Source organism: Methylotenera mobilis JLW8 (genome assembly GCF_000023705.1).
GTDB classification, from domain to species: Bacteria; Pseudomonadota; Gammaproteobacteria; order Burkholderiales; family Methylophilaceae; genus Methylotenera; species Methylotenera mobilis.
In genome coordinates this window covers 604,886-631,266 of record NC_012968.1, presented here as the reverse complement: position 1 = coordinate 631,266, position 26,381 = coordinate 604,886, and the positions used below count along the sequence as shown (strand labels likewise).

The following is a 26,381-nucleotide window of genomic DNA, read 5'->3' as shown; positions in this document are numbered from 1 at the left end:
AAAGTATGCATAGCTCAAAGTATGCTAAATAAATACAATCATAAAATAAATCACTCAGGGAATGATTATGGCAGCCAATCCTAAGGCATCAAAAGAAGTTATTTATACCTGGGTAGGTAAAGATAAAAAAGGCAAAATTGTTAAGGGGGAAATGAAAGCATCTGGCGAATCATTTGTCAGTGCCACCTTACGCCGCCAAGGAGTTACTGTCACCAAAGTAAAAAAACAAAGTGGTTTTGCAAATACAGGTAAAGTCACGGATAAAGATATTACTTTATTTACACGTCAGCTTGCCACCATGATGAAATCTGGCGTTCCCTTGTTGCAATCTTTTGATATTGTGGGCAAAGGTCATAGCAATCCCGCTGTCGCCAAGCTGCTTGGGGACATCAAGTCTGATGTGGAAACAGGTAGCAGTCTAAGTGCAGCCTTCCGCAAATACCCTTTATACTTTGACGCATTATTCTGCAACTTGATTAGCGCGGGCGAGCAAGCAGGTATTCTGGATACATTACTGGATAGACTCGCCACTTATAAAGAAAAAATTCAAGCCATTAAGTCAAAAATAAAATCCGCATTGTTTTACCCAGTTTCTATTATTGTGGTTGCATTTATTATCACAGCAGTGATTATGATTTTCGTGGTACCCGCATTTAAAGAGTTATTTTCTAGCTTTGGCGCAGATCTTCCCGGGCCAACCTTAGTCGTAATGGCAATCTCTGAGTTTTTTGTAAATTGGTGGTGGGCAATATTTGGCTCTATTGGGTTCGGGCTATGGTTCTTTTTCTACACATGGAAACGGTCACTCTCTATGCAAGCTACGATGGATAGACTAATGTTAAAAGTACCTGTATTTGGAGATTTAGTCCGCAAGGCGACCATTGCAAGATTTGCACGAACCATGGCGACCATGTTCTCGGCAGGCGTACCCTTGGTTGAAGCCTTGGACTCGGTCGCTGGTGCGTCTGGGAATCGTGTGTATTACGATGCAACAAAAAGAATCCAGAGCGAGATTAGTACAGGTACCAGCTTAACTGTTGCCATGCAGAATGCGGAGGTTTTCCCAAACATGGTGTTGCAAATGACGGCGATTGGTGAAGAGTCCGGGGCATTAGACTCTATGCTAGGCAAAGTGGCTGATTTCTATGAGGGTGAGGTGGATGATGCCGTAGAAGCACTCTCCAGCCTGATGGAACCTATCATTATGGTCGTGCTTGGCGTGCTAATTGGCGGCTTAGTCGTCGCGTTATATCTGCCTATTTTCAAACTTGGCCAGGTTGTAAGTGGCTAATATCACGGAAAAATAGGGTGATTTACACCACCCTATTTACTTGCATACTCTTTATCTGCTTTTCACTTATTTTTTACTTGCCGATAGCATGCGCTCAATCTCTTTGTAAGGCTGTGCACCTAACATACGCTTGCCGTCTGCGAAAATTAAGGTAGGGGTACTAGTCACACCAACTTTTCTTGCTAGCTCTCCCACTTTGTCTAAAGGTACCTCACAACTGCCAGCAGCACTAGGCAGTTGATCTCTTAAAATCCAATCTTCCCACGCTTTTACGCGATCTTTCGCGCACCAGATCAGCTTTGATTTACTCGCTGCATCTGGGTGCAACTGCTCAATCGGGAATAAGAAAGTATAAACCGTGACGTCTGTAACATTAGCTAACTCATTACGCTCCAACCGTTTGCAGAAAGGGCAATCCACATCGGAAAACACAACCAACTTACGGCTGCCATTTCCTTTCACTACTTTAATCGCCTGATTTAATGGTAGGGAGGAGAAGTCAACCCTGGTCAGCTCCTCCAAGCGCTCACTAGTAAGATCTTTTTTGGTTTTTGGATCAACCAAATGACCTTCTGCGATTAAAAATGACATTTTTTCATCGGTATAAATAATCTGCCCACCCATGAACACTTCATACAGCCCGGTATAGGGTGTTTTTGTGACTTTCTCTACCTTGAACTTAGGGTAAGCAGCTTCAACGGCTTTTTTAACACTGGCTTCATCTGCCACAGCAGCTGTTGCAAACGCGCTGAGCAAAGCAATACTAGCGAACTTCTTTAACATCTAATTTCCTTTGAATAATGATGGATAACGCTTTACATAGAACATTTGCGAACAACTGCAATTCCAGTGCCATTTAATCGCTTAATTAAAACATACACTTCAAAACAAACACTTCTTAATACATCTTCTAACACCTCTAAAGTGAGATGGCATTGGCAACTAGCAGCTTCCTAAGCGTTTGCTGGTTAGCCGCAGCCAAACCCCAGTTACGTGCACTCTTCACAACGGTATAAGAACTTTCAAACAAATGATATAAACCATTGGTAAGCGTAACCATATTCAGCAAATCTGCTTTTCTCACCCTAGCGTATTGCTTCAGCAATGCTGCATCGTTAATTGCTTGATAGACATGCTTGCTGCTCAATAAGTTTAGCAAATCAATCACATCTCTAAAACCCAGATTAACTCCTTGCCCAGCCATAGGATGAACACGATGTGCAGCATCACCTACTAAAACCACCGACGACTTGACGCTATCGCTCACATGTTTCAATGCTAACGGGAAACCTGTTGGCTGCCCCATGAGGCTCATCGTGCCTAAGGCACCACCTCCCGCCTGCATAACCTCATGCGTGAATGCGTCTGCTGATAGCTGCAATAAGGATTTCGCATACTCAGTAGGTGCAGACCAAACAATTGAAATTTTATTGTCCGGCAATGGCAGCCACGCCAATACCGCGCTCCTACCTGCGGCATCGTGAGTAAACCATTGCCTTGCGATGTTTGCATGCGACTGCTCTGTGACAAAGTTAGCAACGATTGCTGTTTGCTCATAATCCTTATGTTGCACCCCAACCACTAACTGCTGCCTGACCCAAGAGTTAGCTCCATCCGCAGCTAATAACAACGTGCTGTCTATTACCTGCTGATTAGCTAACTTCAATTGCGTAAGCTGAGGCGATGATTGAACCGACAAACAACGATGTCTCTCAATCACGCGTATATTACTCGCCTGTATACTCTTTAAAAGTGCGTCTTTTAGCAAACGCTCTTCTACAATAAAACCTAAGCAATTAGCACTCACATCTTCCGCATGCAGTTGCAGCGGCTGTGCGCCGGTATCGCCCCATATTTCCATAGATTGCATTTCGGCAATGCGCTTTGTATCTAATAAAGGCCAAACACCTAACTGGCTCAGCCACTGCATATTATTGGGGCTGATTGCATAAATACGCTGATCCCAATCCTCATCAGAATAACTAGGCACGGGCTGAGTTTGGCTATCCACCAAGGCCACCTGGTAACCGGCTTGATCAAAGGCAACGGCAGCAGCCATGCCCACCAACCCAGCACCAACAATAGTTACATCTGTTTTTAAGTGAGGTTCCATCATTTACCAAAGCTCATTTTACGTACCAAATGACGTTTCACTGGCGCTACCAAATCAAATACACCCAAGCCCACACTTCTTAACTTGGCAAAGCCCAAAATATCATTTGAAAAAATATTCACTAAGAAATCGGTAAATAGCAGTCCATTTTTGGTATCCGTTTTGCGGCTGGCACGGTATGCAGCCAACATCTCCACACTACCTAACGTAGCATTAGCGTGCACAATATGCTGCGCCAACACTTCCGCATCGCGCAAGCCTACGTTAAACCCCTGCCCAGCCACTGGGTGCATGGTTTGTGCCGCATTGCCGATGACGACCAGATGCGGGGTCGCGGCTTCTTGCAGCTGTGATAACCGCAAAGGGAATGTCATGCGTTTGCCTACAGTTAAGAATCGCCCAACGCGATCACCAAATTGCGCATGAAATTGCGCCAAGAACTCGGCATCACTTAACGCCAGCAATGGTTCAATTAACTCTTTTTTACCGGTCCACACCAAAGAAAAGTCGCGCTCACCATTCGGCAGTAGCGCCATTGGGCCTTCTGCCGTAAACCGTTCGTAGGCGACATTATCATGCGCCAACTCCGCGCTCACTTTGGTAATTAACGCATCGTGTCCGTACTCTTTGGTTTCACGCTGCAAGCCTGCGGCAGCTTCCAAACTGCGCCCACCATCAGCTAACACCGCCAATGCACTGCTTAACTGAGCCTGCTCACCCAAACGCGTGTAGCGAATCACCGCCTGTTGATCATCGTAACTAATCGCATCGGCCTGCGCCTCGTCTATCAAGGAGACTATAGTTAAGCGCTGCAACTCTGCATTCAACACCGTACACAAAGCTCCGTAGGACAGCACATAACCCAGCGCCTCTTGCTGGTAATCCTGCGCCCGCAAAATGCTACGCCCTAAGCTGCCCTTTTGCGATACGTGAATGGTATTGATCGCCGTTGCATGCGCTGACAAATGCTGCCAAACGCCCAGTTTTTCAAGGATGCGCCGCGTGCCGTATGACAAAGCAAGCGCGCGCGTATCTTGATTAGCAGCACCCAGCTTACGTGCTTCAAGCAGCGTACTGGCAACGCCTTGCTTAGCCAATAAAAGCGCCAGCACCATGCCTACCGGGCCACCGCCCACAATCACAATATTATCTTTATTTGCCATCACAAATTAACCGCGCATGATTGCTTCAATGTCGGCAATGGTCTTAGGTGCGTTGATAGTCAGAATATCGCAGCTGCTATCGGTCACCACCACATCATCCTCGATACGAATCCCGATATTCCAAAAATGCTCGGGGACGTTCTCCGCCGGACGAATATAGCAGCCTGGCTCTACCGTCAGCACCATGCCAGTCTCCAGCTTACGCCAAGCACCTGCTTTATCTTTATACTCGCCCGCATCATGCACATCCAGCCCTAGCCAATGGCCAGTACGGTGCATATAAAACTGACGATACGCACCACTTTCCAGAACAGCGTCTTTACTGCCGTGGCATAACTTCAAATCAATCATACCCTGCACCAATACATCCAACGCTGCCTCATGTGGTGAGTTCCAATGGCTTTCTGGTTTAACCTGAGCAATCGCCGCAGCCTGTGCAGCCAGCACCAATGCATAGACATCACGCTGTGCCGCGCTAAACTTACCATTCACTGGAAACGTACGCGTAATATCTGACGCATAACCGTCTAACTCACAACCTGCATCAATCAATAACAGGTCACCATCTTTCAATACACAGTTATTCGCGTTGTAATGCAAGGTGCAAGCATTGGCGCCGCCAGCCACGATACTGGTATAAGCCGGCGCCTGTGCGCCAGAGCGATAGAACTCATGCAAAAACTCAGCCTCTAACTCATACTCCATTTGCCCAGCACGCACATGACGCATCGCACGTGCATGAGCGCGCGCTGCGATGTCGGCAGACTGCTGCATAAGACCCAACTCATAGTGAGTTTTATACAAACGCATTTCATCTACATACTTACGGACATCCACCATCTCATCCGGCGCACTGGCACCACTTCTGGCTTGCGTTTTCACTTGATTTAACCAGCCAGTTACTCGCGTATCCCATGCACTGTCTGTCCCTAAGCTATAAAACAGTTTGGATTGGTTAGTCAGTAATTTAGGCATCAACTCATCTAATGCATTAAAACTGTATGCCTGATCAAATCCAAACGTTTGCTTAGCAGCGTCAGCTCCATAGCGAAAGCCGTCCCAAATTTCACGCTCTATATCTTTGTCTCGACAAAATAGAATACTTCTAGGGTCTTCACCAGCAATTAACACTAGCAAAGCCTCAGGTTCTTTAAACCCACTTAAATAATAAAAGTAGCTATCAAAACGATACGGATAATGGCTATCTCGATTGCGAATTAGCTCTGGTGAGGTTGGGATAATGGCAATCCCCTCACCCATGGTTTGCAGCAACTGACGGCGGCGTGTTTTAAATTCATTCAGATTAAACATATTAAGTTTGATTTCTTTTTTTACTTTCAGCTGTGACCAAGTAATTGCTGATTTAGTGCCGCTAGGCGTTCAGGTGTACCGATATCATGCCACACGCCTCTAAAATGCTCTGCGCTTACTTTACCATCAGCAATGGCCTGCTTTAACAGTGGTGCCAGCTTTGCCGGCTCGCCGCGCTTAATGCCTGCGAACAAAGCTGGGGGATACACCCCCACCCCAGAAAATGTCAGCTTGGGCTCACCTTCCAATTTAATTATTTCATCTACAAATGCAAAGTCGCCTTGCTGATGCTGTGGCGGGTTATCAATCAGCACCAAATGCGCCAAATTACCCGGGCTTAATTTAAGGTTGGCAAATGAGATATCGGTAAACACATCACCATTCACCACTAGAAACTGCTCATCGCCCAACAAGTGCAGTGCGTTTGCAATACCGCCAGCAGTTTCCAAAGCCACAGTCTCAGCAGAGTATTCAATCTGCAATCCCCATTGCGCACCGTCTTGCAGGGCAGCCTCAATCATGCCTCCTAGATGCGCATGATTAATCACCACTTCTTTAAAACCTGCCTGCGACAAGCGCTCCAGGTGCCAAACTATGAGAGGCTTACCAGCAATTGGCAATAATGGTTTAGGAGTATGGTCGGTCAGTGGGCGCATGCGCTCACCGCGCCCTGCTGCCAATATCATTGCTTTCAAATCATCACCTTTTATCAAGAACCATTTTCATTTCAAGAACGATTTTATTATGGTGCATGCGATTAACACATATCTAGAACGTGTAGCCAACTTGCGGTTTAGTGCCCTCTAAACTGTCTAACAGACGCAGCAATGGTTTAAGTTCAATATAGCGCTCACACACTTTGCGTAGATAAGCCATTACTAGCGGCATATCTTTTAAGTAACCGTCTTTACCGTCACGATGGTAAAGTCTTGCAAAAATACCCAGCACCTTGATGTGGCGCTGTGCTCCCATGTATTCAAAGTCACGATAAAACTCGCTAAAATCATCAGGCACTGGTAACTCTGCTTTACGTGCCGCCTGCCAGTAACGTACACACCAATCAATAATCTGCTCTTCTTCCCAGCCAATATAAGCATCTTTTAACAAAGACACTAAATCGTAGGTAATCGGTCCATACACAGCATCTTGAAAATCTAAAACACCGGGGTTATCTTCACAGACCATCAAATTACGTGCATGGTAATCTCGGTGCACATACACCTTACCCTGTGCCAAAATGTTGCGATTCAGCACTTCAAACGTTTGCTGCAAAACAGCCTGCTGTTTCTCATCCAAAGTCACATTCAGATGCTTATTGATGTACCAATCAGGTAAAAGCTGCATCTCACGAGTGAGTAATGCAGCATCATAATCAGGCAGCACATCTGGCTTGCTCGCTAGCTGTAACTTAATAAGCGCGCTATTGGCATCATGATACAAGCTTGGTGCGCTGGTGTGATTGAGCATGCTTAAATATGTCACATCGCCCAAATCGCTCAGCAACAAAAAACCCTGTGCTAAATCTTGCGCTAACACTTTAGGCACATGCATGCCAGCATCACCAAACAAAGCCGCGATACGCACAAATGGCTCGCAGTTTTCTTGCGGTGGCGGCGCATCCATGGCGATCAAGGTCTCGGCACTGCCATCCTTGGCGGTTAGGTGCACTCTAAAATAACGCCTAAAACTAGCATCTGCCGAGGCAGTCGTTAAGCTAAACTCATTATGCTGCAGCGCCAGTGCTAGCCATGCCACCAACTGCTCTTGCCTTATATCTTGCTGACCCTTATCCACGTCTATCTTTCTAACATTTTAAATGTTGATATATCTGAAACCATGTATCGTTAACGCTGCTATACAAGTATAATTTGCTTTTAATTTCACTTGAAAATTGCCGGCGCCTAAAAATCGTCAGTCCCTGAGAATAACTAGCCTAAGTATGTTGATTAACGCCAAAAGCGTACATTGCAACCTTAAGAGGCAACCTTAGCGACCACTGCGGCAACGTCAATTTCTGATTGCCAAAAAATGCAATATGTGAGATTTTAACATTGATAAAATAAAACAGTTTGCCAATATACCCGTGCTTTTAATTTCACCGCTCAACCCTATGCAGCCTATGATGGTACGCGCATGCTAAAAAATCGCTTTTTAGCTGCCATTACCCCTATTGTATTGGCATACGCACCGCAATCGCACGCAAACGAGAACACGCCACCGGAAAGCATACCAACCGAGCGCACGCCCAGCAGTGAGCAAGAAACCACTGACGGCATCGTTATTGATGGCGACAAACTGGAACTGCATCTAGACAGAAAGATGCGTGCTATCGGCAATGCCGAAATTCACCGCGGCAAACAAACCGCCTATGGTGACATCATAGAATACAACGTACAAAATGATGAGCTCCACGTCACTGGCAACGCCAGAGTTGAAGTGGGCGGCGCAACGCTATCAGGCCCTGAGTTACGTATGCGCCTATCAGAAAGTATTGGCGAAATGCGTGATGCCTCTATCATCATGCCCAAGAGCGCACGCATATCAAGCACGCAAGATGATGACGCATTAGTTTTTGCCGACGAACTAGGTAACGAGCAACAGCGCTATCAAACCAGGACAGGCGCACCGGGCACCACGAAAATGAATCGTTATGGAGAAGTGCAGCTAGCGCCAAGGGCCTCTACGGTGCGCGGCAATGCAGAGCATATCTATTTTGAAGGCGAGGATAAAAAACGTCTGACCAATGCACGCTATACCACCTGTGAGGTTGGCGTAAATGACTGGTACATTAAAGCCAGCGAGATCAAGCTAGACGACTACACCAGCTCTGGTAGCGCTACTAACGCGCGTGTTGAGTTTAAAGGCGTTCCATTGCTGTACACCCCATGGATTGAGTTCTCATTCAATAATCAGCGTAAAACCGGCTTGCTCGCGCCCACCATGGGTAGCACCAGCCGCAGCGGCTTTGAAGTACTCACGCCTTTCTATTGGAACATTGCCCCCAATATGGATGCCACTCTGGGTGTACGCGCCTTAAGTAAGCGTGGCGTGCAGCTACAGGGCGAGTTCCGTTATATGGAGGAAAACTTCTCGGGTACGGATAATATAGAATACTTGCCTAGCGACAGCCTCACTAATGAGAATCGCTACTTCGCCAGCTTAAAACACCAGCACCGACTTGGTAATGGCTGGTCTGCAGGCTATAGCTTAGATAAAGTATCCGATAGCCAGTACTTCTCAGAGCTTTCTACCCGAATTGTCACCACCAGCCGCATTAACTTGCCACAACAATTTAATGTGGATTACGCGGATGAAAACTGGAGCTTTAACGCGATTGCGCAAAAGTTCCAAACCTTAGATAACGTATCATTCCCATACGAACGCCTGCCGCAAATGACTTTATCTGGCGGCAAAACTTATGGTGACATGAATTTGAACCTATACACACAGCTAGTTGCTTTTGATAACAATAATAACAGCACAGCACGCCCGACCGGTACACGTTTCACAGCTTACCCAAGCATCACGCTGCCAATGAGCAGGCCATATGGCTACATCACACCAAAACTGGGTGTGCATTACACCAGCTACAATTTAAATAACGTTGCGGCAGATCAGGAGTCTTTACATAGAACCCTGCCCATATTCAGCCTAGACAGTGGCTTATATTTTGACCGTGACTTTAAAATTGCCAATCGCGGCTACTCGCAGACAATCGAACCTAGACTATTCTACGTTTACATACCCGATCGCAACCAGGCGAAAATCCCGGTGTTTGACAGCAGTGTAACCGACTTAAACTTTGCCACCTTATTTTCGGAAAACCAATTTACTGGCAACGACCGCATTAACAACGCAAATCAGCTAAGCTTTGCGCTCACCACGCGCTTTATTGAAAGCAGCAGTGGCACGCAGCGTTTATCCGCATCGATAGGTCAACGCTATTATTTTGCCGACCAACAAGTTGCCTTGGACTATAGCAATCTGTCTACATTCCGTAAAAACAACAGCTCAGACGTCATTGCCGGCATTACCGGTCAGCTTAGAAACAGCTGGAAGATTGATGCATTCTGGCAATACAACACCGACGACTCCACTGCAGTGAGAACCACGATCACCAGCCGTTATAACCCGGAACCAGGCAAGGTGTTAAATCTAAGCTACAGTTACAGACAGGACTTACTGGATCAGTTCAACATTTCCAGCCAATGGCCATTAGGCAAAGGCTGGTACGGAATTGGACGCATGAACTACTCCATGCGTGAAAAGAACATCATCGAAAGCCTTGCAGGTTTAGAGTATGATGCAGGCTGCTGGCAAGCACGCGGCGTGATGCAACGGGTGACTACGGCTACTGCGGATGCAAACTACGCACTATTCTTCCAACTCGAACTCGGCGGGCTTGCTTCTATTGGCGCGAACCCATTAACTGTAATTAAACGAAACGTTCCGGGTTATGTCGGCTCTAACTTCATTCCGGACAACCCTCAATCATCATATTACGAGTAATTATGTTGCGTAACTTTAGTAAAATCTCACTCTTTATTGCCTTAAGTTTCAGCCAACTCAACTGCTTGGCGGCAGCCGACGTAACCAAAATGGATCGCATCGTCGCCATCGTTGACCAATCAGTGATTACAGAGCAAGAGCTGGAAAGCCGCATCGTTTCACTGAGTGCCCAGCTAAAAAAACAAGGCACAGAGCTACCTGAAGCCAGCATCTTAAGAAAACAAATCTTAGAGCGTTTGATCTCAGATGCACTGCAGCTGCAATACGCAGCACAAACCGGCATTAAAGTCGATGACATGCAGCTCGACAAGACCATAGAACGTATTGCTGAGCAAAACAAAATGACAGTGAGAGAGTTCTACGATGCGCTCAACCAAGACGGCATTAGCGTACGTAAATTCAGATCAGATATTCGCAACGAAATTACCATTGCCAGACTACGCGAACGTGAAGTTGAAAGCCGCGTTAATGTCAGTGAATCTGAAATTGATAACTACCTGACCACACAAGCTTCCACCAATCAGAATCAAGATGAATATGAAATCTCTCATATCTTGATTCGTGTACCAGAAGACGCCGCCACTGAAGATGTACAAAAGGCTAAAACAAAAGTGGACGAAATATTTGCAGCACTAGCTTCAGGCACCAGTTTCGCAAAAGTATCGGCAAGCTTTTCTGATGCACCTAATGCACTGGAAGGCGGCAACATTGGCTGGAAACAAGGTGCACAAATGCCAGCACTCTTTCTTGACGCATTAAAAGCAATGCAAAAAGGTGAGGTTTCAGCTGCATTACGTAGCCCGAATGGCTTTCACATTCTGAAGCTGACAGACAAACGTGGTGGCAGCTCCCCGCTAATTATCGAGCAAACGCACGCGCGCCATATCCTGATTAAGCTTTCTGAAGTCATGTCGGAAAAAGATGCCAAAACTAAAATGGATGGCATCAAAGAACGCTTAGATAATGGCGAAAAATTTGAAGTACTGGCGCGCCAGTTTTCTGAAGACGGCACAGCATCTAATGGCGGTGATTTAGGCTGGGTTAATCCGGGCGACACAGTGCCTCAGTTTGAAAAGGCAATGAATAGCCTGCAACCAAATGAAATCAGTGCGCCAGTGCTGAGCCCATTTGGTTGGCACGTAATTCAAGTGCTAGAACGCAAAAAACAAGACATGAGCAAAGAGGCAGCGCGCTTAAAAGCACGTCAGGAAATCCGCGCAAGAAAAGCGGATGAAGCTTACCAAGACTGGATTCGTGAACTGCGTGACCGCGCTTTCGTCGAGCTAAGGCTTGAAGACAAATATTAAAGCGCTTAACGCCACCATCACGAAACCATTACAGTGACAAAACCATTACCTCGTATTGTTGTAACCGCAGGTGAACCTGCTGGCATCGGCCCTGATTTATGCGTCATGCTGGCAGCAAAACCACTAGACGCCCAGCTAGTAGTCGTTGCCGATACCGAGATGCTACATGCACGTGCGCAAGCGCTTAAACTCCCGCTGCAGACTGTAGCTTATGATGCCAATACACGGCAACCACACCTAGGCAATGGCTCACTTACAGTGCTTCATCAGGCGATTCACCAGCCAGTGATTGCCGGCCAACTCAACGCTAACAATAGCGGCTATGTGCTGGAAACCTTAAAAACAGCGGCTGCTGGTTGTGTCCAAGCAGAGTTTGATGCCATGGTCACGGCCCCTGTGCATAAAGGCATCATCAATGATGCAGGCATTACGTTTAGCGGCCATACCGAATTTTTAGCCGAGCTCACTCACACGCCACAAGTCGTGATGATGCTGGTATCCGGCCATCAGGCAGACAGCATGCGCGTTGCATTGGCCACTACGCACTTAGCCTTAAAAGACGTACCAGATGCCATTACCAAACCGAGCCTGGAAACCACGATTCGCATTCTGCACCATGACTTGGTCAACAAGTTTGGCATCCAGAATCCTCGTATTCTAGTGGCGGGGCTTAATCCCCACGCTGGGGAAGACGGCTATTTAGGTCGCGAAGAAATAGACGTGATTAACCCAGTGCTGGCCAAGTTGCGTAAGGAAGGGATGAACCTGATAGGCGCATTGCCTGCCGACACCCTATTTGCGAAACATCATTTAAAACACGCTGATGCCGTATTGGCCATGTACCATGATCAAGGTTTACCTGTGCTCAAACATGCCAGTTTTGGTGAGGGCGTGAATGTAACATTGGGTCTGCCGATTATCCGCACCTCTGTGGACCATGGTACCGCACTCGATTTGGCGGGAACGGGTAAGATTGAAATTGGCAGTTTACTCGCAGCTATTGAGCTAGCCATTCAGCTCACTCATAACAAAACATCCAGCACTGTGTAACGATTCACATGCTTCCACCTATTATTGATTAACACCATGAAACACATTGCAAAAAAACGCTTCGGCCAAAACTTCCTTACTGACCAAGGTGTTATTTCCAGTTTGGTTGACGCAATTTCACCAAAAGCAAATGACCTCATGGTAGAAATTGGCCCTGGTTTAGGCGCATTAACACAACCGTTAATGCAGCAGCTAGACATGCTGCACGTTGTAGAAGTTGATCGTGACATCATCAGCTGGATGGAAAAAACTTATGTGCATAATAAAATCACCATCCATAACTCTGATGCACTCAAGTTTGATTTTTCAAGCTTAGGCAACGCAATCAGAGTAGTTGGTAACTTACCGTACAACATTTCCACACCTATCTTGTTTCACCTACTGAACAATGTCGCCTCAATCATCGACATGCACTTTATGCTACAAAAAGAGGTAGTGGAGCGCATGGTCGCATCCCCCTCTACCGCAGCATACGGACGGCTAAGCGTGATGCTGCAATACCGCCTGCAAATGGAATACCTATTCACGGTGCCGCCAGAGGCTTTTGACCCGGCGCCTAAAGTGGAATCCGCATTTGTGCGCTGTGTACCGCATGCATCTTTGCCACACCCAGCGGATGATGAAGCTTTATTTGCTCAAGTAGTCACCGCCGCATTTGGGCAACGCAGAAAAACGCTACGCAACACACTAAAAGGCTTGCTGGATGACGAAGGATTTAAAGCTTTAGCGCTCGACTCAACACTGCGCGCCGAGAATCTTAGCGTGGCAGACTTTGCCGGCATCAGCAACTACCTGAGTCAAAACACTTAAAGCCCTGAGCACACGCTGGGGCGAATACCATTTTTAAGATAAAATCTACCCTCAAATTTACTATTAAGGACTTCCGAACAATGCGAATCATTCTTTTAGGCGCTCCAGGTGCAGGCAAAGGCACACAAGCTACTCACTTACGTGAAAAATTTAATATCCCGCAAATTTCTACTGGTGATATGTTGCGCGCCGCAGTCAAAGCCGGCACGCCACTTGGCCTAGAAGCTAAAGCATTTATGGATAGCGGTGGCTTGGTTCCAGATGCTGTGATTATCGGCCTGGTTAGCGAGCGTATTAAAGAGGCAGATTGTGCGAATGGCTTCTTATTCGACGGTTTCCCACGCACTATTCCACAAGCGGAAGCAATGAAAAGCGCAGGCGTAGGCATTGATTACGTCGTAGAAATCGACGTACCTGACGAAGCAATTATTGAACGCATGAGCGGCCGTCGCAGCCACCCAGCCAGCGGCCGCACCTACCACGTTAAATTCAATCCGCCAAAAGTAGAAGGTAAAGATGACGTCACCGGCGAAGATTTGGTACAACGTCCTGATGATGTTGCTGAAACAGTGAAAACACGTTTAGACGTTTACCACAACCAAACCAAGCCACTAGTGAAATACTACTCAGACTGGGCAAGCAGCGGCACAGCTGGCGCACCTAAGCATGTGTTTGTAAATGGCTTGGGCGACATGAACGTGATTAAAGAAAATATTTTTGCAGCTTTAAAATAACTCTACTATGGTGTGTAAATATAAGGCTGTTTGCACACCATAGCTCCCGCCGACAACATAGCCAACGGCTAGCGCCATCTAGAATTTCACCAATACAAATCAACAAGTTAACCAACACCCCTTGCTATCGCGCCGAGTAGCACAGCCTTGATAGGGAGTTTCGGCAAGCGGCAGACTGAGTGCTAAAAGCACGAGTTTCCGCATTTTGTACAAGCAAAATAAAGTACCTTGCCGTCGGGCAACCACAACCAACTTAACTGCTTCAAATAATTCACTTTACCAGCAAAATCAACCACTCAATATTGCCTAGACTCCTTCCTGTTCTGGAATGACTTAGGTTCCGCTTACAATGTATAATCCTACAATCTAAAAATTAACTCTTAAGCTACTCACATGCATCAGCAATATCCATTCAAAGACATCGAACAATCCGCACAATCCTACTGGGAAGCAAATCAAACTTTTGCCGCAACTGAGCAATCAGACAAACCCAAATATTATTGCTTGTCTATGTTCCCCTACCCGAGTGGCCGTCTGCATATGGGGCATGTACGTAACTACACGATTGGTGATGTATTAAGCCGCTTTCATAAAATGAAGGGCTTTAACGTGATGCAACCTATGGGTTGGGACGCATTTGGTCTGCCTGCCGAGAATGCAGCCATTAAAAATGAAACCGCGCCAGCTGCCTGGACTTACAGCAATATTGAACATATGAAAGCCCAGCTTAAACAGCTAGGCTTAGGCGTGGACTGGAACCGTGAAATTGCCACCTGTAAGCCAGAGTATTACAAATGGGAGCAATGGCTATTCACTGAGCTATACAAAAAGGGCTTAATCTATAAGAAAACCTCTACCGTAAACTGGGACCCGGTAGATGGCACTGTGCTTGCTAACGAACAAGTGATTGATGGCCGCGGCTGGCGTAGCGGCGCATTAGTTGAAAAGCGCGATATTCCACAGTACTTTATGAAAATCACCGCCTATGCGGAAGAATTGCTGAATGACTTAGACAAGCTGGAAGGCTGGCCTGAGCAAGTAAAAACCATGCAACGTAACTGGATAGGTAAAAGCTATGGTTGCGAAGTTGAGTTCCCTATCGTTGGTCAGGATGGCAACCTTAAGGTATACACCACCCGCCCAGACACCTTAATGGGTGCAACTTATGTTGCAGTTGCTGCAGAGCACGCATTGGCAACTTTAGCCGCAACGGATAATCCTGCACTTGCTGAATTTATCGCTGAATGTAAGCGCGGCAGCGTTGCTGAGGCAGACATCGCCACTGCCGAGAAAAAGGGTATGGCCACCGGCTTATTTGTTACGCATCCATTAAACGGTGAGCAATTGCCAGTGTGGGTGGCAAACTATGTATTGGCGAGCTACGGCGAAGGCGCAGTGATGGCTGTGCCTGCACATGACGAACGTGACTTTGAGTTTGCAGGTAAATATAACTTGCCAATTAAAGCTGTGATTAAACATAGCGACGTTGACTCGTTACCGATGACAGAACATGGCGTTTTATTTGATTCAGCAGAATTTAATGGCTTAGACTTTGACGGTGCAAGCAGCGCAATTGCAGCTGATTTATCCGCTAAAAACCTAGGCAAACGCCGCACTCAATACCGTCTGCGCGATTGGGGCGTATCACGTCAACGTTACTGGGGTTGCCCAATTCCAATTGTACATTGTGCAACTTGCGGCGAAGTGCCAGTCCCTGCGGAACAATTACCTGTGGTATTGCCTGAAGATGTAGTGATGGATGGCGTAGGCTCACCGATTAAAAAAGACCCGAGCTTCTACGAAACTACCTGCCCAACTTGCCACGGCAAAGCCACACGCGAAACCGATACCTTAGACACTTTCTTTGAGTCATCTTGGTATTTTGCACGTTATGCCAGCTTTGATAGCAACAACGCAATGGCAGATGAGCGTGCGAACTACTGGTTGCCTGTTGACCAATATGTAGGTGGTATTGAGCATGCGATTTTACATCTGTTATACGCGCGCTTCTTTAACAAACTGATGCGCGATGTTGGCCTGATTAAAAACGATGAGCCATTTACCAATCTGCTCACACAAGGCATGGTGCTGAAAGAAGGCACCAAAATGAGTAAATCAAAAGGTAACACGGTAGATCCGCAAGAGTTGATTGATACTTACGGTGCTGACACGGCACGCTTATTTATGATGTTTGCAGCGCCACCAGAGCAAAGCTTGGAATGGGCAGACAGCGGCGTACAAGGTGCACATCGCTTTTTACGTAGATTGTGGCAAGCCACCTACGACCATGTTGCACTAGGTGCAACGACAGCCTACGTATCTGGCGAACTAAACGCTGAGCTTAAAACATTACGTCGTCAACTTCACCTCACCATTGAAAAAGTTGCTGATGACTATGGTCGTCGCCACAGTTTTAATACCGCTATTTCATCAGTAATGGAGTTGATGAATAGTTTAGGTAAAGTTGAAGGCACTGATGACATTTCACGCCAAGTAAGGCAAGAAGTACTGCAAAATGTTGCGCTATTGCTATCGCCAATCGTTCCGCATATTTGTCAGGCACTTTGGGCTGAACTTTGCCCGAATAGCCACATCTTAGATGCGGGCTGGCCAGCTGCCGACGCATCAGCAATGGTACAAGACAGTATCGAATATATGATTCAGGTGAACGGTAAACTACGCGGCAGCATCACTGCAGCCAAAACCGAGACTAAAGAAAACTTAGAGAAACTCGCACTGGAACAACCTTGCGTACAAAAATTCATTGAAGAGAACATGAGCGTACGCAAAGTGATTGTAGTACCAAATAAACTGATTAACATTGTTGTGGGGTAAACCATGCAATACCTGAGCTTAACATTCACGCGGCAATTAAGTTGGTTGTTTTTAATCGCACTATTACTGACCGCATGCGGCTTTCAACTGCGTGGCTCCGCCCCTTTGTCTTTTACCACATTAAGTTTCCAAGGCAGTGCACTCAGTATTAAAAAAGACCTTAAGCGCATGCTAGAAACCAATAACGTCAAGATTGTAGAGAGTGCAGAAGACGCTGAGATGCTGATAGATCTGCTAAATGAGTCCACTGAAAAGCGTATTCTTTCTTTAAGTGGCGGCGGTTTGGTACGCGAGTTTGAACTCTACTACACAGTCAGTTTCAGGACGCGTCCTCAGAAAGAGCCATTATGGGGAAAAGTGCAAACCATACAGATTCGCCGCGACTTTTCTTACAACGATAAAGTGTTACTAGGTAAAGCGGAAGAAGAGGCCGGCCTCTATGCCGACATGCGTAAAGAATCAGTAAGAGCCATTTTACGCAGACTATCGGCCACCAACCCAGAGCAGCTGTAGCTTTCAAGCATGCGCTTAAGCCAAGCCCAATTAGCGTCGCACTTACAACAAGGTTTACAGCCCATTTACGTGTTAGTGGGCAGTGAGCCTCTAGCGCAGCGCGAGTGCCTAGATGCGATTCGTGCAGCGGCCAATATCCAAGGGTTTGATGAGCGCACCAGCTTAATTGTTGAGCGCAATTTCAACTGGCAGCAAATTCAAAATTTTGGGCAATCCATTTCACTATTCTCCAGCCGCAGGTTATTGGAGCTCAATATCCCGAATGGCAAGCCCGGAGTAGACGGCAGCAAAGCACTCCAAGCACTGGCTACCAAAGCGCTACCTGACACCAGTGTCATTATCATCTTGCCTACCCTAGAGCGCGAAGCCAAGAACAGCGCATGGTTTGCCGCTTTAGAAGCACATGCGCAAGTATTAACCATTAACGAAGTGGACGCAGCCAACCTACCCGCATGGATTGCCGGCCGATTGGCCCAGCATGGACAGCGCACGAGCCAACAAACACTAGAGTTCTTAGCCCATCAGGTTGAAGGCAACCTGCTTGCCGCTAATCAAGAAGTACAGAAACTAAGCCTACTCTATCCGCAAGGGGAGCTTTCAGACGCTGCAGTGCGCGAAGCGGTACTCAATGTATCCCGTTACGATGCCTTTCAGCTGGGTGAGGCGGTACTGGCCGGAGATGCTGAACGTACCGTCAGAATCTTGCAAGGACTGCAAGATGAGGGTGAAAACGCCGTGGCGATTATGAACCCATTGATGTGGGTGCTGCGTCCATTGGTGCGTATTAAGCAAGCCGAAATGCGCGGCACCAACCTGACCACGGCCATGACTAATGCGCGTATCTATGGCGACAGGCAGGCACTGGTCAAGCGCGCGCTATCGCGTTTAAGTTTGCGCCAACTAGATGCCTCCCTGCAAAAGCTCGCCGATATTGATAGGATGGCAAAAGGCGTCATGCTAGGCGATGCTTGGCTAGAAATCTCCAGACTATGCTTTGGCTTGGCTAAAGTGCGCGGCCGCTAGCTGCACAAACAAACATACGCATCAGCACTTCCCAGTATTTCGTCCTATGTTGGCTGCCAAATTTATTTTTATTCCGCGCAATAAAAAGTATAATAAATCATGAATATTCAACAATACATGCAAAATATCGGCGTAGAAGCACGCAAGGCTTCGCGCTTAATGGCAAGCGCCGACACCAACCAAAAGAATATCGCGCTCAACGCTATTGCTGCGGCGATTTTACGTGAAAAAAGCACACTACTTGCTGCCAACAAGCTGGACCTGGAAGCTGCAAAAGCCAATGGCCTAGAGCCAGCGATGCTAGATAGACTCACCATTACCGAAAAATCTATCATCAATATGGCCGAAGGCCTCAACCAGATTGCAAGCCTGGCTGACCCTATCGGCGAGATGAGCAACTTCAAATATCGCCCTAGCGGCATTCAAATTGGTCAAATGCGCGTTCCGCTGGGTGTAATCGGTATTATTTATGAGGCGCGCCCTAATGTGACGGTAGATGCGGCCGGCCTATGTATTAAATCAGGTAATGCTGCGATTCTGCGTGGCGGTAGCGAGGCGATTCATTGCAATCAGGCCTTGGCCAAACTGGTACATGAAGGCCTTGCCGCGGCAGACCTACCAACTACCGCGGTACAGATTGTAGAAACTACAGACCGTGCGGCAGTAGGTGAGCTTATCACCATGAAGCAATACGTGGACGTGATCGTGCCACGTGGTGGTAAAGGACTGATTGAGCGAATCTCTAACGATGCACGCATCCCAGTCATTAAGCACCTGGATGGTAACTGCCATGTGTATGTTGATGACGAAGCTGACTTTACCAAAGCGCTGCGCATCTTGGAAAACAGTAAAACACAGCGCCTTGGCACCTGCAATACGACGGAATCATTATTGATTGCACGCTCAGTGGCAGCCGACATGCTGCCTAAACTGGCTGCGATGCTCACCTCACATGGCATTGAGATTCGCGGCTGTGCAGAAACCTGCGCACTGGTTAGCCAAGCAATACCAGCGACTGAAGAGGATTACTACACAGAGTATCTTGCGGCCATTATTTCATGCAAAGTCGTCAGCGGCCTGGATGAAGCGATTGCTCATATTAACGAGCATTCATCGCAGCATACCGAAGCGATTGTGACTGAGAACTACACTAAGTCGCGCCGTTTCTTACGTGAGGTTGATTCCAGTAGCGTGATGGTGAATGCATCAACGCGCTTTGCCGATGGCTTTGAATACGGCTTTGGTGCAGAAATCGGCATCTCTACCGACAAGCTGCACGCACGCGGCCCTGTGGGTCTAGAAGGCCTAACCTCGCTGAAATATGTAGTATTGGGTGACGGACATGTACGTGCCTAATGTCATGTGCTAGGCTGACTCATATTTAGGATATCAGTCACCAAAACATCAAGGATATTTGGCAGCAATGCACACCTGTTGCTAAATATTCGGCTTGACTCACTCACTGCCAACAATCCATCATTGCCTATGGCCTACCACGATTTAACTACCCGAATGTTGATGCAATGAACACCATAGGCATACTTGGCGGCACTTTTAACCCCATACACTATGGGCATCTACGCATGGCGCAAGAGTTGGCAGATGAACTGCATATGGATGCCATACGTTTTATTCCTTCGGCTAACCCACCGCATAAAAATGCAGTCTCTATCAGTGCACAGCATCGCGCGGCGATGGTAGAGCTGGCGATTGCCCATAACTCACACTTTACGCTGGATACCCGTGAGCTGCACCGCACTGGTACCTCCTATACCATAGACACACTACTGAGCTTGCGTGCGGAATTGGGCGAGAGTACCAGCCTGACCTTGTTTATGGGCAGCGACGCCTTTACGCAATTCAACACCTGGCACCGCTGGCAGGAAATCATGCAGCATTGCCATATTGCACTGGTGCAGCGCCCACATACCAATAAAAACCAAGCCAGCAATCTGCTACCAAAAATACTGGAAGACTTTCTACATGCGCATTACACAGAAAACGGTGAAGACCTGCAAAGCACACCTGCAGGCTACATCACCATGCGCCAAGTCACTGCGTTAGATATTTCATCTACAGCAATACGCGAGGCATTTAAACTGCATGCTTCCACACGTTACTTGATGCCAGACAGCGTGATTGATTACATTAAAACCCATCAGCTTTACATATAACATAGCGCAGAAAACTATATTCTATAATGCCAATCACATAGACGACATCTATCATTGCTATATTTAATTGCCGTATTGAATCCAATGTCACTTAAGTTAGACACATGCTTTAATTTTTTGCCCTGTATCACCAGACGAGCCCACACCATGAAATTACAGTTACCACAGACTTTCTACACTACGCGCAATCTCGGCTTAGCCTTATCGCTAGCCATAGCAGTAAACGCTTGTGGTGTTAACCCTGTCACCAAGAAACGTGAATTTCAGTTTGTATCCGAGGCGCAGGAAATTTCTATCGGCACCCAGAACTACGCCCCCACTCGCCAATCTCAAGGCGGAGACTATGTACTCGACCCGGAATTAACCGCATATATACAAAGTGTAGGTAATAAATTAGCCGCTGTTTCTGACCGCAAGTTGCCATATGAATTTAACCTCCTCAACGACTCTGTGCCTAATGCCTGGGCTATGCCGGGCGGTAAAATCGCATTTAACCGCGGCCTACTCTATGAGCTGAACAGTGAGGCTGAGCTAGCTGCCGTGATGGGCCACGAACTGGTGCATGCAGCCGCACGTCATGGCGCCCAAGGCATGGAGCGCGGTATTTTCCTGCAAGGCGCGATGATTGCCGTTGGCATAGGCGCACAAAATACAGACTACGCCAACCTGATTGTAGGTGGCGCACAAGCGGGTGCACAATTGGTGAATAGCAAGTATGGCCGTGATGCCGAAAGTGAATCAGATTTATACGGCATGCAATACATGAAAAAAGCAGGTTACGACCCAGCGGCGGCTGTGACACTACAGGAAACCTTTGTAAGACTGAGCGCCGACCGCAAGAGCAGCTTTATTGATGGCCTGTTTGCAAGCCATCCACCGTCAGAAGCTCGGGTAGAGGCTAACAAAGCAACACTGGCACAAATTGGTGCAGGTGGCGACTGGGGTAAAGAGATTTATAAGCAAAAAACCGCTAAATTAAGAGCTACCCAAGGTGCGTACAAAGCTTATGACGATGCTGTGAAAGCGCTCAGTGAAAAGAATATAGAGAAAGCAAAATCCTTGGTAAATCAAGCCATTGCTGGCGAGCCGCGCGAAGCGCGTTTTCAAGAGCTATTAGGCGACATTGCACTGACCGAGAAAAAGCCACAAGATGCATTAAAACTGTATGCAAAAGCCATCAAAATGCAGCCAGATTACTTTAAACCACATATTCAAAGTGGTGTTGCACTATTTAATATGGGTAAAAAAGCAGAAGCTGAGCCTTACTTAAAACGTGCGAATGAATTACTACCCACCGCGCCTGGGCATGCATTATTAGGTCAAATCGCAGAAGAGCGTGGTCAGACTGATATTGCGCTGCAGCACTACCAAGTTGCCGCTAGCTCTAACTCAGATATCGGCAAAGATGCCATTGCTAGAGCTGTACATATTGATTTACCACGTAATCCAGCGAAATATATTAAATCTGGCATACAGCACGATAATTACGGCAACTTATTTGCCATCGTACAAAATGACACGCCAGTACAGTTACGTAGCGTACAGGTGCGTGTGATTAAATATAACGCAGCTGGTCGCGCTATCGCACAAAGCCAGCCACTCCTTATCAGCGGCGTCGCCCCGGGAAAACGTAATCAGGTAGCGGTAGGAGAGCACGTTGCCACGCCGCAGGAAGCTAACCTGTACAAAGTGGTAGTAGAAACAGCGGAATTAGCGCAATAAAGCATAAGCGCGTAAAGTTTGTGGACAGAACGACTTAATAAAAGAACTGCCTAGAAGACGATGTGTGCTTGAAATTCGTGATTGAATCGCTAAACCAGTTACCGGCCCCTAGCCAAGCTGCCTGCAATTTTGCGACAAAAATACCTACAAGAGACTAGCTCGTTTTATTAAGCAATACGGGGCTAAGCAGCATTAGTTAGCAATATTAAAACTGGCTTCCTGTTGCCAGCCCACGACACTTAGGCATGGCGCAGCAATGCGTTGCTGCAAGCTAGCGAGGTTTTCTGCAAATACCGGCATATCCGGCTCCACCAAGTTAGCCACCCAGCCCGCCAAGTGCAACCCGCGCGCTTTAATTGCCTCAACCGTGAGCAAGGCATGGTTAATGCAGCCCAAGCGCATCCCCACCACTAGAATAACCGGGATATTTAGCATCACAGCTAAGTCAGCAATGCTCTGCTGCTCATTCAATGGGACCAAAAATCCACCGGCACCCTCCACTATCACCACGTCAGCTAATGTGCCTAGTTGTCGGTACGCTTGCACAATCTGCGTACAATCTACTAGCTGCCCCGCTTGCTCTGCGGCGATATGCGGCGCAATCGCAGGTGCAAAGCGATAAGGGTTAATCAGGTCAAGCGGCGCGGTCACATTACTCGCAGCATTTAATGCCAGCACATCATCATTCAGCAACTCGCCATCTGGTGTTAAATTGCAGCCGGATGCAATCGGCTTCATACCTACTGTTTGATGGCCAGCACGCACAAAGTGCTTAATCAAAGCGCTGGCGATATAGGTTTTACCTACGTTGGTATCGGTACCGATGATGAAATAAGATGACTGCATATTTGCGCTAAACCCGTTCAACTACTATGTAGTGATTTTTATGTGACTAACTTCAGAAATATCCCTATTTTCTAGGTGAGAAATGGATAGGCACGGCACCATCCGGCAGCACATCCTTATCTTTCGCGCGCCATGCATGTCCGTAAACCACTTCAAAGGTCGCAGGTAGCTTACCGTCTTGCCTAAACTGCTCATAAGCAGATTCAAGCTTGGCAAAGAAGCCACGACCTAGCAAACCGCGGGCACGGCCATCGGTGGCATTGTGTGCGCCTATGCTTTTCAGGTCGCGCATCACGCTTTTTACATCGTCATAGGTCAGCGTAAAACGTTCCACATCTAACACCGGTGCATTAAAACCGGCACGCACCAAGGCATCGCCAATATCATGCATATCAATAAATCGACTGATACTGGTGTAACCACTGGCGCTGCTGGTGGCAACCCTGAGCTCACGCAAGGTGTCCGGCCCAAAGGTGCTGAATGTCAGTAAGCCCTCCGACTGCAATACGCGGTGAAACTCCTGCAAAGCAGCATCTAAGTCATTGCACCACTGTATAGCAACGTTAGACCACACCATATTCACGCTGGCGTCAGCAAGAGGCAAGGCTTCGATATCGCCACATACTAAGTTTTGCTTAGTTATGCCTAACACAGATTTCAGCTGCTGTAACAAACTCATGCTAGAAGCAGTTTTACGAGTTTGTTGTAGCATCGGATAGGCAAAGTCTAATGATACGACTTGTGCACTCGAATATTTTTTTTGCAAGGCATGGGTGCCTAATCCAGTACCACAACCAGCATCCAATATGACTTGTGGGTTTAATTTCACAAGATCCAAACGGTTTAGCATTTCCTCACGCACTTGTTTTTGCAGCACTGCAGCAGCATCGTAAGTGTCGGCGGCACGGCCAAAGGAAGCGCGTGCACGCGCTTTATCTATGCGATAAATATCGTCTGTCATTAGGTTACTTACTACGCTTTAGTTTTTTAATTAGGGTTTTAAAGGTTGAGGTTCTAAAAATTGCACAATCGCATCAATAAACTGTTCCTGATGCGATAAAAATGGGGCATGTGATGCGCCAGCCATCACCCGCAGATAAGCGGCGGGTAAGGTTTTCATCATCCAATGTGCAGCTTGCACTGGCGCCAAGCTGTCGCGGTCGCCATGTACCAGCAATGTGGGTTTTCTTAGATGCTCAATTTCCGCACGCAAGTCGGTTTCCAGCAAAATATTAAGCGCGCGGTATAAAGTTTGTGAGGTAGGTGCCGGGCGTTCGGAAAATTTGTTACGCAGCAATTTCACCGTGCTTCTAGCATCGCTCGTGCCCATGCATTGCAGAGTTAAAAACTGCGTCATGGTCTTGTGATAATCTTCATTCAGGTTATCAGCAAAGTTGCCGAATATTTCAGGCTCGATGCCAATATCCCAAGTGGATTTGTACTCTACACTTTCCTGATCAAAGCTTTTGTTTACAAAACAAGGCGTAGCTCCCACCAGTACCAAACGCCTGACCAAGTCTGGGTAATCCAAGGCAATGCGCATAGCGACCTGTGCGCCTAAAGACCAACCGACGATATCGGCATGCGCCGGCAGCACTTCTGCTACTTTTTCCGCAATTGCAGATAAATGAAACGGCTCTATCGGGCGGCTTAAGCCCATGCCAGGCAGGTCGACAATATGCAGCGTAAACAGCTTACTTAGTTTTTTAACTAAAGGCTGCCACACCGCGCCATTCATCCCCCATCCGTGAAGCAGCACAAGGTTGGGACCAGCCCCTATGGTTTCAACGTGGAGATGATTAGCGATCATGCACACAACTCTCTTTCTGCCTGATGAATTGCAGCAACCAGTTTTTTCATGTCGTCCATTGTGTGCGTTGCAGATAGGGAGATGCGCAACCTAGCCGTCCCCACAGGCACGGTGGGTGGGCGTATCGCCGGCACCAAAATACCGCAGGTTTGCAAATACTCACTTAGCGCCAGTGCCTCTAAATTATCGCCGACAACCAAGGGCTGAATCGTGGTATCAGAATCCATTAAGCGCCACTTGTTAAGCTTGAGGTTAGCTTTCAGATACTGAATCAACGCTTGCAGGTTAGCGCGTAGATGATCACCCTGCTCTATCAGCTTAACCGATGCAGAAAGCGTTGCAGATAAGGCTGGTGGCGCAGGTGTCGAATACACGTAGCTTTTTGCCTTTTGAATCAGATAGTCAATCACCACTTGCTCGCCCGCTACAAACGAACCAGCCACACCCGCAGCTTTGCCTAAGGTTGCCATCATAATGATACGCGGCGATTTAATCTTAAAGTGGTTTAGCGAGCCTTTGCCGTGCTCACCTAACACGCCAAAACCATGCGCATCGTCTATATATAAATATGCATCATACTTTTCACAGAGCGCTAGATATTCAGGGATAGGTGCAATATCACCATCCATACTAAATACTGCATCTGCTGCAATCAGTTTATGTTTGGCGGTACTGGCTTGCAATAACTTTTCTAGTGCAGCAACATCATTGTGCGGATAACGATGAAACTCCGCATGCGAAAAATAGCCGCCATCATTTAAGCAAGCATGGTTCAATTTATCCGCGAAAATCGCATCCCCGCGACCCACCAACGCGCCTAACACACCGATATTGGCCATATAACCGGTAGAAAACAGCAATGCTGCCGGCAGTTCTACAAAGCGCGCAAGTTGCTGCTCTAGCTCATCATGATAACGGTGGTGCCCGGTGACCAAGCCAGAGGCGCCACTACCTACACCTGAGTCGCCAGCTGCTTTTTGCATGGCTGCAATCAAATCAGGATGGTTCGCCAAGCCCAAGTAATCATTGCTGCAAAAAGATAAATACGGCTGCTGGTTCGCCACAATATGCTCAGCCTGCGGCGAGTCCAACAAACGTCGCTGACGCAATAGCCCATCGGCTTTACGCTGATCAAGTTCACGCTGTAAAGAAGCTAACATGGGTGAACGA

At 47.3% G+C, this 26,381-nt stretch carries 22 protein-coding genes; 12 read left to right on the top strand and 10 right to left on the bottom strand.

Annotated elements, in window-relative coordinates:
- Nucleotides 1-67 precede the first annotated feature (67 nt).
- Entirely contained in the window at nt 68-1,291 is a 1,224-nt protein-coding gene (locus tag MMOL_RS03010) for a type II secretion system F family protein (protein ID WP_015831541.1), read from the top strand.
- 66 nt (nt 1,292-1,357) lie between these two features.
- Here MMOL_RS03010 and MMOL_RS03005 read toward each other — a convergent pair whose 3' ends face one another.
- The 6 genes from MMOL_RS03005 to MMOL_RS02980 all read right to left on the bottom strand — a co-directional run bounded on the left by MMOL_RS03005 (nt 1,358) and on the right by MMOL_RS02980 (nt 7,672).
- Nucleotides 1,358-2,074, bottom strand: a complete 717-nt coding sequence (locus MMOL_RS03005) for a DsbC family protein (protein WP_015831540.1) — start codon at nt 2,072-2,074, stop codon at nt 1,358-1,360.
- Nucleotides 2,075-2,210: 136 nt separating this feature from the next.
- Nucleotides 2,211-3,407 carry an FAD-dependent monooxygenase gene (locus MMOL_RS03000; RefSeq protein ID WP_015831539.1) on the bottom strand — a complete coding sequence of 399 codons (1,197 nt, stop codon included), beginning with the start codon at nt 3,405-3,407 and terminating at the stop codon, nt 2,211-2,213.
- Complete coding sequence (locus tag MMOL_RS02995) at nt 3,404-4,567, bottom strand: FAD-dependent monooxygenase (RefSeq protein WP_015831538.1); 1,164 nt, start codon at nt 4,565-4,567, stop codon at nt 3,404-3,406. Before MMOL_RS02995 ends, MMOL_RS03000 begins: the two co-directional genes overlap by 4 nt.
- A gap of 6 nt (nt 4,568-4,573) precedes the next feature.
- Entirely contained in the window at nt 4,574-5,878 is a 1,305-nt protein-coding gene (locus tag MMOL_RS02990) for an aminopeptidase P N-terminal domain-containing protein (protein ID WP_015831537.1), read from the bottom strand.
- 26 nt (nt 5,879-5,904) lie between these two features.
- A complete protein-coding gene (gene murU / locus MMOL_RS02985; RefSeq protein ID WP_015831536.1) occupies nt 5,905-6,564 on the bottom strand; it encodes an N-acetylmuramate alpha-1-phosphate uridylyltransferase MurU in 660 nt (219 codons plus the stop codon).
- 82 nt (nt 6,565-6,646) lie between these two features.
- On the bottom strand, nt 6,647-7,672 hold the full coding sequence (locus MMOL_RS02980) for an aminoglycoside phosphotransferase family protein (protein WP_015831535.1): 1,026 nt from the start codon (nt 7,670-7,672) through the stop codon (nt 6,647-6,649).
- Nucleotides 7,673-8,011: 339 nt separating this feature from the next.
- Between MMOL_RS02980 and MMOL_RS02975 the strand changes: the two genes are divergently transcribed.
- The 11 genes from MMOL_RS02975 (at nt 8,012) to MMOL_RS02925 (ending at nt 22,555) form a co-directional block, all read left to right on the top strand.
- Entirely contained in the window at nt 8,012-10,387 is a 2,376-nt protein-coding gene (locus MMOL_RS02975) for an LPS-assembly protein LptD (RefSeq protein WP_015831534.1), read from the top strand.
- 2 nt (nt 10,388-10,389) lie between these two features.
- The gene (locus tag MMOL_RS02970; protein ID WP_015831533.1) at nt 10,390-11,694 is read left to right on the top strand and encodes a peptidylprolyl isomerase; all 1,305 of its coding nucleotides are present in this window, start codon (nt 10,390-10,392) and stop codon (nt 11,692-11,694) included.
- Between the two features lie 33 nt (nt 11,695-11,727).
- Nucleotides 11,728-12,744 (top strand): 4-hydroxythreonine-4-phosphate dehydrogenase PdxA, encoded by a 1,017-nt coding sequence (pdxA, locus tag MMOL_RS02965; RefSeq protein ID WP_015831532.1) that lies wholly within the window; start codon nt 11,728-11,730, stop codon nt 12,742-12,744.
- 36 nt (nt 12,745-12,780) lie between these two features.
- On the top strand, nt 12,781-13,554 hold the full coding sequence (gene rsmA / locus MMOL_RS02960) for a 16S rRNA (adenine(1518)-N(6)/adenine(1519)-N(6))-dimethyltransferase RsmA (protein WP_015831531.1): 774 nt from the start codon (nt 12,781-12,783) through the stop codon (nt 13,552-13,554).
- Between the two features lie 80 nt (nt 13,555-13,634).
- On the top strand, nt 13,635-14,288 hold the full coding sequence (gene adk, locus MMOL_RS02955; protein ID WP_015831530.1) for an adenylate kinase: 654 nt from the start codon (nt 13,635-13,637) through the stop codon (nt 14,286-14,288).
- A 393-nt stretch (nt 14,289-14,681) separates the two neighbouring features.
- Nucleotides 14,682-17,123, top strand: coding sequence for a leucine--tRNA ligase (leuS, locus tag MMOL_RS02950; RefSeq protein ID WP_015831529.1), 2,442 nt, complete (start codon nt 14,682-14,684; stop codon nt 17,121-17,123).
- A gap of 3 nt (nt 17,124-17,126) precedes the next feature.
- A complete protein-coding gene (locus MMOL_RS02945; RefSeq protein WP_015831528.1) occupies nt 17,127-17,636 on the top strand; it encodes an LPS-assembly lipoprotein LptE in 510 nt (169 codons plus the stop codon).
- 9 nt (nt 17,637-17,645) lie between these two features.
- Nucleotides 17,646-18,659 (top strand): DNA polymerase III subunit delta, encoded by a 1,014-nt coding sequence (gene holA, locus MMOL_RS02940; RefSeq protein WP_015831527.1) that lies wholly within the window; start codon nt 17,646-17,648, stop codon nt 18,657-18,659.
- 99 nt (nt 18,660-18,758) lie between these two features.
- On the top strand, nt 18,759-20,015 hold the full coding sequence (locus MMOL_RS02935; RefSeq protein ID WP_015831526.1) for a glutamate-5-semialdehyde dehydrogenase: 1,257 nt from the start codon (nt 18,759-18,761) through the stop codon (nt 20,013-20,015).
- A gap of 167 nt (nt 20,016-20,182) precedes the next feature.
- Nucleotides 20,183-20,833: a nicotinate-nucleotide adenylyltransferase gene (gene nadD / locus MMOL_RS02930; protein WP_015831525.1), complete on the top strand. Its 651-nt coding sequence runs from the start codon at nt 20,183-20,185 to the stop codon at nt 20,831-20,833.
- Between the two features lie 147 nt (nt 20,834-20,980).
- A complete protein-coding gene (locus MMOL_RS02925; RefSeq protein WP_015831524.1) occupies nt 20,981-22,555 on the top strand; it encodes a M48 family metalloprotease in 1,575 nt (524 codons plus the stop codon).
- 192 nt (nt 22,556-22,747) lie between these two features.
- Here MMOL_RS02925 and bioD read toward each other — a convergent pair whose 3' ends face one another.
- From bioD to bioF, 4 genes are all read right to left on the bottom strand, one after another.
- Nucleotides 22,748-23,401 carry a dethiobiotin synthase gene (gene bioD, locus MMOL_RS02920; protein WP_015831523.1) on the bottom strand — a complete coding sequence of 218 codons (654 nt, stop codon included), beginning with the start codon at nt 23,399-23,401 and terminating at the stop codon, nt 22,748-22,750.
- A 64-nt stretch (nt 23,402-23,465) separates the two neighbouring features.
- On the bottom strand, nt 23,466-24,362 hold the full coding sequence (gene bioC, locus MMOL_RS02915; RefSeq protein WP_015831522.1) for a malonyl-ACP O-methyltransferase BioC: 897 nt from the start codon (nt 24,360-24,362) through the stop codon (nt 23,466-23,468).
- Between the two features lie 30 nt (nt 24,363-24,392).
- On the bottom strand, nt 24,393-25,211 hold the full coding sequence (gene bioH / locus MMOL_RS02910) for a pimeloyl-ACP methyl ester esterase BioH (protein WP_015831521.1): 819 nt from the start codon (nt 25,209-25,211) through the stop codon (nt 24,393-24,395).
- Entirely contained in the window at nt 25,208-26,371 is a 1,164-nt protein-coding gene (bioF, locus tag MMOL_RS02905) for an 8-amino-7-oxononanoate synthase (protein ID WP_015831520.1), read from the bottom strand. The genes bioH and bioF overlap by 4 nt, the downstream gene beginning before the upstream one ends.
- Between the last annotated feature and the right edge of the window lie 10 nt (nt 26,372-26,381).